We start from the raw sequence: 8350 nt of genomic DNA, 5'->3' as shown, positions 1-8350 counted from the left end.
CCCCCCCCCCCCCCCCCCCCCCCCCCCCCCCCCCCCCCCCCCCCCCCCCCCCCCCCCCCCCCCCCCCCCCCCCCCCCCCCCCCCCCCCCCCCACCACCCCCCCCCCCCCCCCCCCCCCCCCCCCCCCCCCCCCCCCCCCCCCCCCCCCCCCCCCCCCCCCGACGTACCGGTCAGCCCGCCGGTGCCGTCAGCAGGACGTCGTGGACCACCGACTCGTCGTCGACCACGATCGTGGACCTCTGCGGCTGGTAGCCGTCCGCGGAGGTGATCAGGACGTACTGCCCGGAGCCGGGGGCGTCCACCGTGTAGGAGCCGTCGGCCTGGACGTCGGACCGGCTCAGCTGCCGGCCCTCCAGGGAGGTCAGCGTGACCGCGGCCTGCCGGACGGGCGCGCTCTCGGCGACGCGGACCCGGCCGAGGACCGGGATGCCGCCCGGCGCGAAGGCCTGCGCGTCCGCGTCGACGGCCGCCACCGGTACGGGCGTGCCGGCGACGGCCTCGGCGTTCTGCACCGCCTGCGCCGCTTGGACCAGGCCGCTGGAGGAGCGCAGCGGGACCTCCTTGATGAACAGCGTCACCAGGAACGCGATCAGGGCGACCGGGGCGACGTACATGAAGATGTCGCCGATGGCGTGGCCGTAGGCGCCCTCCAGCCAGGTGCGGACCGGGGCGGGCAGGAGGGCGAGATCGGGCAGTCGGCCGCCGCCGGAGGCCTTCGCGGCCGCCGCCTGGTCCTGCGGGCTGAGCTGGGTGATGGTCTCGCGCGCGTAGTGGCCGATCCGGGTGGTGAGGACCGAGCCGAGCACCGAGACGCCCACCGCGCCGCCGAGGGACCGGAAGAAGGTCACCGTGGAGGAGGCGGCACCGAGGTCGGACGGGGCGACCTGGTTCTGGGTGCACAGCACGAGGTTCTGGAGCGTCATGCCGACGCCGAGGCCCATCAGCGCCATGCACAGGGCGATGAACAGGTACGGCGTGTCGTGGCGGAGCATGCCCAGCAGGGCCAGGCCGGCCGTCAGCAGCACACCGCCCGCCAGCAGCCAGCCCTTCCACTTGCCGGTACGGGTGATGACCCGGCCGGAGACCGTGGAGGAGACGAACAGGCCGGCGATGAACGGGATCGTCATGACGCCCGACTTCGTCGGGGAGTCGCCGCGCGCCAGCTGGAAGTACTGGCTGAAGAAGACGGTGCCCGCGAACAGCGCGATGCCGACGAACAGGGAGGCGACCGAGGCGAGGGCGATGGTGCGGTTGCGGAACAGCCGCAGCGGGATGATCGGTTCACCGGCCCTGGTCTCGACGAACAGGAAGATCAACGCCAGCAGGATCGACGCGCCGACCAGGGTGTACGTCTGCCAGGACAGCCAGTCGTACTTGTCGTCGGCGAAGGTGACCCAGATCAGCAGGGTGCAGACGGCCGCGGTGACGAAGAAGGCGCCGGCCCAGTCGACCTTGACCTCACGCTTGGCGACCGGAAGGTTCAGCGTCTTCTGGAGGACCACCAGCGCGACGAGCGCGAAGGGGATGCCGACGAACAGGCACCAACGCCAGCCGAGCCAGCTGGTGTCGGTGATGACACCGCCGAGCAGCGGGCCGCCGACGGTGGCGACGGCGAAGGTGGCGCCCAGGTAGCCGGAGTACCGGCCGCGCTCGCGCGGGGAGATCATCGCGGCCAGGACGACCTGGGCCAGCGCGGACAGACCGCCGCCGCCCAGGCCCTGGATGACGCGGGCGGTGATCAGCGTCGCGGGGTTCGGCGCCAGACCGGCCACCAGAGAACCGACGCAGTAGACGACCAGCGCCGACTGGACCAGGAGCTTCTTGCTGAACTGGTCCGCGAGCTTGCCCCACAGCGGGGTCGACGCGGTCACCGCCAGCAGGGAGGCGGTGACCACCCAGGTGTAGGCGCTCTGGCCGCCGCCCAGGTCACCGATGATCCTCGGCAGGGCGTTGGTGACGACGGTGGAGGACAGGATGGCGGCGAACAGGCCGAGCAGCAGTCCGGACAGGGCGCGCATGATCTGCGCGTGGGTCATCGGCGCGTGTGGGGAACCTCCTCCGTGGTGGGCGTGGGCCCGCACACCGGCTCCTGGGGTGGTTGTCATGGGGTTTCTCGTCCTTACGTGGTGACAGCGGGTGTACGGGGTGACCGGGCCTCCCCGCGCGGTCCGGCGCAGGGGCCCTGGTCGGTCCACGGGTCCTCGAAGCTCGCCCGGAGCCGGGCCATGAGGCACGTCAGCTGCCGGACCTCCTCGTCGCTCCAGCCGCTCAGCCGCAGGGCGAGCAACCGGGCGGTGCGCTCGGTCAGCTCGGCGAGCTTGGCGCGGCCCTCGGGGGTCAGTCGCAGGATGCGCGAGCGCCGGTCCGCGGGATCGGGGCTGCGGTCGACCCAGCCCCGGGCGGCCAGGTGGGCGACGTGGCGGCTGGTGACCGACATGTCGACGGCGAGCAGTTCCGCGAGCCTGCCGATGCGCAGGTCGCCGTCGCGGCCGAGCAGGGCCAGCACCGTGGCGGTGACGCTGGAGAAGCCGTCCGGAAGGATCCGGCCCAGCTCTCGCCGTACGGATCCGATGGCGCTCAGCTGGCGCATCAGCTCCTCGTACTGAGCCTGGTCGGCCACACATGCCTCCGATATTCTTGCTTAAGGCAACTATGAATTGCTCGGTTGCCCGAGGCAAGTGTTTCAGGTGTGCCATGCGGCACACGTGCCATCAAAGACACGTGTGCCGGATCCGGAACCGCTCAGCGCAGGATGCGCCGGGCGACATTGGTGGTGACCAGGTCGAGCAGTTCCCCGCCCCGGCCGGACAGAATGGTGCGGATCGCGTAGAGGGTGAAACCCTTGGCCTGCTCCACCGTGACCGCCGGCGGCACGGACAGCTCCTGACGGGCCGTCATGACCTCGACCAGCGCCGGACCCTCATGGGCGAAGGCGCCCTTGAGCGCGTCCTCCAGGTCGCCGGGCCGCTCCACCCGGCGGGCCCACAGCCCGATCGCGGCGGCCACCTCGGCGAGCTGCGGGTTGTCCAGCTCGGTCGCGTAGTTGACGATGCCCGCCGCCTTCATCTCCAGCTCCACGAAGTTCAGCGAGCCGTTGTTGAAGACGACGATCTTGGCGGGCAGGCGGTTCTGCCGCAGGGTGAACAGCTCCCCGAGAAGCATGGTGAGCCCGCCGTCGCCCGACAGCGAGACCACCTGACGGCCCGGGTGCGCCGCCTGCGCGCCCACGGCGTGCGGCAGGGCGCAGGCCATCGTCCCGTGGTTGAACGAGCCGAGCAGCCGCCGGTGCCCGTTGAAGGTCAGATAGCGGGCCGCCCACACCACCGGGGAACCGACGTCGACGGTGAAGACCGCGTCCCGGTCCGCGAGACGGTCGAGGGTGCGCGCCACGAACTGAGGGTGGATCGGGGTGCGTTCGTGGTCGTTGACGGCGAGCGCGTCCAGCGACCTGCGGGTGCGGGCGTAGTGGGCGAGGGCCTGGTCGAGGTGCTCGCGCCGGGCCTTGGCGGTCAGCAGCGGCAGCAGCGCGGGCAGGGTGTCCCGCACGCTGCCGACCAGGGGCAGGTCGACATGGGTGCGCCGGCCGATCTGCTCGCCACGGATGTCGAGCTGGATCACCTTCGCGTCGCGCGGATAGAACTGCCGGTAGGGGAAGTCGGTGCCCAGCATCAGCAGGGTGTCGGCCTCCTCGATCGCCTTGTAGCCGGAGGCGAAGCCGAGCAGGCCGGTGAGCCCGACGTCGTAGGGGTTGTCGTACTCGACGTACTCCTTGCCGCGCAGGGCGTGCACGACGGGCGCCTTGAGGGTCTCGGCGAGCCGGACCAGGTCGTCGTGGGCGCCGGCGGCGCCCGCGCCCGCCAGAATCGTCACCCGCCGCGCGTCGTTCAGCAGCGCGGCGGCCGCACGCAGGGAGGTGTCGTCCGGACGGACCACGGACCTGGCCGGGCGCACCACCGCGGGGGCCGGATCACGGCCGGTCTTCGCGAGGAAGATCTCCCCGGGTACGACGACGACCGCCACGCCCCTGCGCTCGACGGCCGCCCGCATCGCCATCTCCAGGATGCGCGGTCCGGACTCCGGGCTGCCGACCACCTCCGCGTAGACACTGCACTCGGCGAACAGCTCCTGCGGGCGCGTCTCCTGGAAGTAGCCGGAGCCGATCTCGGCGCCCGGGATCTGGGCGGCGACGGCGAGGACCGGCACCCGGCTGCGCTGGGCGTCGTAGAGCCCGTTGATCAGGTGCAGATTGCCCGGACCGCAGCTGCCGACGCAGACGGTCAGCTCCCCGGTCAGCCCGGCCTCGGCCGCCGCCGCGAGGGCGGCGCTCTCCTCGTGCCTGACATGCACCCAGTCGACATCGCCGTCCCGGCGTATGGCGTCCGTCAGACCGTTGAGGGAGTCACCGGGCAGGCCGTACAGGCGCCGCACGCCGGAGGCCTTCAGGGAGGCGATGACGTGGTCAGCGAAGGTGGGCATACGGGTCGCCTTTCGTCGGTCGGGAGCGCGTCCGGGGCGGCGGGGGCGCCGCGTGGGCGAGAAGCCCGCCTGCCCGCGGCACACCGCGGGTGACGAGCGCCTGACCAGTGTCCGGGAACCGACATTGCGCACACATCCGTCGAATGACTGCGTCTCCGGCGCCCCCGCGCCTTCCGTGTCTGGGTCGGACGACTGCCCGGTCCCGCCCGGGGGCCTCTCCACCGGGGACGAGCTGATACGTGTGACCGGTCCGGGTTCGCTAACATGCGCAGGCCACGTGTGCCGGGCGCCGCACCATCCGGTCGTCGCCCACCCCCTCCTGGAGATACCGCCATGAAGAGCCTGCCGCAGAGCGACGACACCCTGCTGATCCGCACCGACTTCTCCGACGAGGCGGCCTGGCAGACGCTGCGCACGGCGGTCACCACCCCGGACGAAGAGGACGGGTTCCTCGCGTCGCTGCACATCGTGGACGACCCCGCCTACCGCGACCTGACCACCGAGCAGGTCGTCGCGCTCGCGCCCGACGAGGACGACCTGCTGATCGTGGCGGACAGGGAGGCCCTGACCGGATCGGGGATGCCGCTGCTGGCCGTCCTGAAGTACGACGACGAGGAGGACGAGGAGGAGGACCGGCCGGAGGACGGCTTCGACGTACTCCGGGTCGTCGCCGCGCAGTTGTGGTCGATCGAGAACAACATCTTCCTCGGCAACATGGACTGGGAGGAATTCGTGGACGCCGCGGACGACGACGGCGTCTTCCGGGGATTCTGACCCGGCCGGGCAACCCGGCCGTCCAGCCGCGCGACGGGTGCCCGCCCCCGGGCCGGGGGGCGGGCACCCGTCTCCCTCTCCGGGACGGATGACACGCCTACGGAGTGCGCGTGCTCCACTTCTGGTTGCTCGTGCCCGCACACGTCCACAGCTGCAGGCGTGCGCCGTTGCCGGTCCCGAGGTCCGCGACGTCGACGCATTTGTTGCCGGACTGCGGGTTGGTCAGGTCGTGCCTCGCGTTCAGGCGGAACTGCTGGGCGCCCGAGCCGTTGCACGTCGTCCAGTTGATGCGGGCGCCGTCGCCGGTCGCGCCGCCCTGGACGTTCATGCACTTGCCCTCCGAACGCACGGTGCCGTCGACGAACTTCCACCTCTGGTAGGAGACGTCGTAGCAGTCCCAGATCACCAGGGCGGATCCCGTCGCGGCGCCCGGACTGCCGGCGATCCCGATGCAGCGGCCGGACGCGTGGCCGTAGATCTGCACGCCGCCGGGCCAGGGGTCGCTCGGGGGCGCCTTGGTCGTGGTGTGCGACGTCGACCCGGATCCACCGGATCCGGAGGAGGTCTTGCCCGACGTGCTCCCGGAACCGGACGACGTCTTGCCCGAGCCCGTCGTCGTGGTGGCCGGCTTGCTCACCGACGCGGACTTCTTCCCTCCGCCGGACGTGCCCGCCTCGGGTTTCACCGTGACCGTGACGGTCTTGCCGTCCGGTCCGACGGTGGTGACGGTCTTCGGGTGCGCACCGCCGTGGGCCTTGGCCGGGTGCGGTGACGGTGACGGTGACTCCGAGGCGACCACGCCGGGAGCCGCCCCCGCCAGACCGCCCAGGACCGTACCCGGGGTGGCGCCCGGCTTGGCGGACGGCCGCCCGTCGTCGCCGTCGCCGCCGCCGCTGATCAAAAAGGGTACGGAGATCAGCAGCGCGCCGACGATGGCGGCGCCTGCCAGCAGGCTCTTGTGCGGCCGGCCGGGGACGGCCTTGACCGCCGTCCTGGCAGAGCCTTCCGTGGCGTCGTCGGACGCCGCGGAGCTGTCCGTCGTCGTGGCGGAGGCGTCCGTCGTCGTGACGGAGGCGTCCGCGTCCGCGGTCGCGCTGGCCGACTCCGACGACTCGGCTGTCGCCGGGGGCTCCGCCGTGGAGGCGTCCGCTTGCGCTTCCTCGGCTTCTTCGGCCTCATTCCGTTGTTCGGGCTCCTCCGGCTCGGCCTCCGGTTCCGTCAGAGCGGACGGCACGGCGGACCGTACCGAAGTCAGGATGCGTTCCGCCGTCGTGGCGGCGGACGCCGGCTTCCCCTCGGCCTCGCCGACGCCTTCCGCACCGGCCTGCGCGGTGACCACGGCCGTCGGCTCGTCGGGAGAGTCGTTGGGTTTGGAAGTCGTCATGACACCTTTCCGGTGGGGTCGGTGTGACACATGAGTACGACACTCAGGTGTGATTCTAGGACGGTACCGAGACCGCACAGGTTGCCTGATCTCCAGAGGTTCGCAGGGTCTCCGGTGACAAACGTATGTGTGGAGCGCGTCAGTGTGCTCCGTGGTCCGCGCCACCGCTGAGGACGTTCACGAGATAGTCCTCGGTGGAGAACGCCGCCGTGCCGCCGGACTCCGGCTCCGTGGCGGGGTCCGGCTCCGGCTCGGACTCCACGGCCTGTTCCGGTTCCGGCTCCGCGGCGGGCTCCGGCCCGGGATCCGGCTCCGTGGCGGGTTCCAGCTCCGGCTCCATGGCGTCGGCAGGCTTCTCGGTCACCCTGGTCAGCTGCCCGGGAGCGACGGACATGCTGACCGCGCCCGCGGGGTTCACGTAGAGGTGCACGTCCTCGTCCAGGTCCCGGACGAGGTCCCGGACCTGGACCGTACGCGTGGCGTAGCGGCCGCCGGCCCGGATCTGCGGGTCGGAGGTGAAGACCGGAACGACGGACGCACCGTCCGGACCGCACGCCGTGACGGGGCTCCCGTCGGGCGCGAGCAGTACGCCGACCTCCGCGTCGGCGAGCAGCCGGAAGACGTCGTCCTCGGGGCCGTATCCGGTCGCCGCGAGCTGGACGGCCTCGTCGACCGGATCGGTGGGGGGCGGCCAGCCGTTCGCGCTCGGCGAGGGCCGGTAGTCGTCGTTGTACCGCCACTCCACCACCTGCCCCTCGGCGTTGGACCGGTACTGCCCGACCACCGCCCACTTCGGTGGGGCGTCCTCTCCCCGCCAGGCGGGATCGACCATGCCGAACCAGTGGTCGGGGGCCATCCGGGCGGCTTCCTGGATCTGCGGCGGAACCTCTGCCAACGGCTCCTCGCGCCCCGGTGACGTTGTCTCAGTCGCGTCGGTCATCTGGTTCTCGGCCCTTCGGGATGATGTGGCGCATGTCCACGCGGTGCGCCGGCCGCCGCGAGACGTATGCACATGTGTCGGCCATGCTCACACATCGGCCTCGTCGTGCGATGACCGGTGGTCGTGCCGACCGGGACCTCAGTGCGCCACGGGGAGCGGGGGTTCCGGGGATTCCTGAGGTTCCGCCACGGCCGCCTCGGTGGCGTCCGCGTCCGCCAGGACCTCACGCAACGCCTCGGTGCGCACCCGCATGGCGACCGGGCCCGCCGGATTGATGTAGAACTCGTGCCCTTCCGGAAGCCCGTCGACGAGGTCGCCCACGGCTCGGCTCTCGCATGCGAGCCGTCCTACGCCGGCCATCTGCTCAGGGGCGGTGTACAGGGGCACCACCTCGAAGCCGTCGTGCGAGACGGCGGTCGCCAGGGTCCCGTCCAGCCGCACCAGCACCAAGGCCTCCTCGGCCTCGACGAGCGCGCGCAGCACGTCGTTCGCGGGCCGGTATCCGGCGGCGGCCCACTGCAAGGCCTCGTCCACCGCGTCCGTGGGCTCCTCCCAGCCCAGGGCCGACGGCGACGGCCGGTAGTCGTCGTTGGCACGCCAGTCCACGATGATCCCCGTGGAGTCGGCCAGCCACTCACCCACGACGGCCGACGCCGGGACATCGTCCTCGTCGACCCACTGCGGGTCGATCTCGGTGAGCCACTGGCCACGAGAGAAGCGGGCCGCTTCGACGATCTCCCGAGGGGGAATCGGATTCAGAGTCATCGATGAATCTT

The 8350-nt window shown here is 71.8% G+C and carries 7 protein-coding genes; 1 reads left to right on the top strand and 6 read right to left on the bottom strand.

Annotation, left to right across the window (positions count from 1 at the left end; all coding sequences use genetic code 11):
- Positions 1-170 precede the first annotated feature (170 nt).
- The 3 genes from ACZ5CW_RS23705 to poxB form a co-directional block, all read right to left on the bottom strand.
- Positions 171-2036, bottom strand: a complete 1866-nt coding sequence (locus ACZ5CW_RS23705; RefSeq protein WP_468604456.1) for an MFS transporter — start codon at positions 2034-2036, stop codon at positions 171-173.
- An 83-nt stretch (positions 2037-2119) separates the two neighbouring features.
- Complete coding sequence (locus ACZ5CW_RS23700) at positions 2120-2620, bottom strand: MarR family winged helix-turn-helix transcriptional regulator (protein WP_468604434.1); 501 nt, start codon at positions 2618-2620, stop codon at positions 2120-2122.
- A gap of 122 nt (positions 2621-2742) precedes the next feature.
- Complete coding sequence (poxB, locus tag ACZ5CW_RS23695) at positions 2743-4476, bottom strand: ubiquinone-dependent pyruvate dehydrogenase (protein WP_468604432.1); 1734 nt, start codon at positions 4474-4476, stop codon at positions 2743-2745.
- Positions 4477-4809: 333 nt separating this feature from the next.
- Here poxB and ACZ5CW_RS23690 point away from each other — a divergent pair, with 333 nt between their 5' ends.
- Positions 4810-5250 (top strand): DUF6924 domain-containing protein, encoded by a 441-nt coding sequence (locus ACZ5CW_RS23690; RefSeq protein WP_468604431.1) that lies wholly within the window; start codon positions 4810-4812, stop codon positions 5248-5250.
- A 97-nt stretch (positions 5251-5347) separates the two neighbouring features.
- Here the strand turns inward: ACZ5CW_RS23690 and ACZ5CW_RS23685 are convergent, their stop codons facing one another.
- From ACZ5CW_RS23685 to ACZ5CW_RS23675, 3 genes are all read right to left on the bottom strand, one after another.
- Positions 5348-6634, bottom strand: a complete 1287-nt coding sequence (locus ACZ5CW_RS23685) for a ricin-type beta-trefoil lectin domain protein (protein ID WP_468604429.1) — start codon at positions 6632-6634, stop codon at positions 5348-5350.
- Positions 6635-6773: 139 nt separating this feature from the next.
- A complete protein-coding gene (locus tag ACZ5CW_RS23680) occupies positions 6774-7574 on the bottom strand; it encodes a type VII secretion system-associated protein (RefSeq protein ID WP_468604427.1) in 801 nt (266 codons plus the stop codon).
- 138 nt (positions 7575-7712) lie between these two features.
- Complete coding sequence (locus ACZ5CW_RS23675) at positions 7713-8339, bottom strand: type VII secretion system-associated protein (protein ID WP_468604425.1); 627 nt, start codon at positions 8337-8339, stop codon at positions 7713-7715.
- Positions 8340-8350: the final 11 nt, after the last annotated feature.

This window comes from Streptomyces sp. NPDC031379 (assembly GCF_055569615.1).
This window is presented reverse-complemented; position numbering and strand designations above follow the sequence as displayed.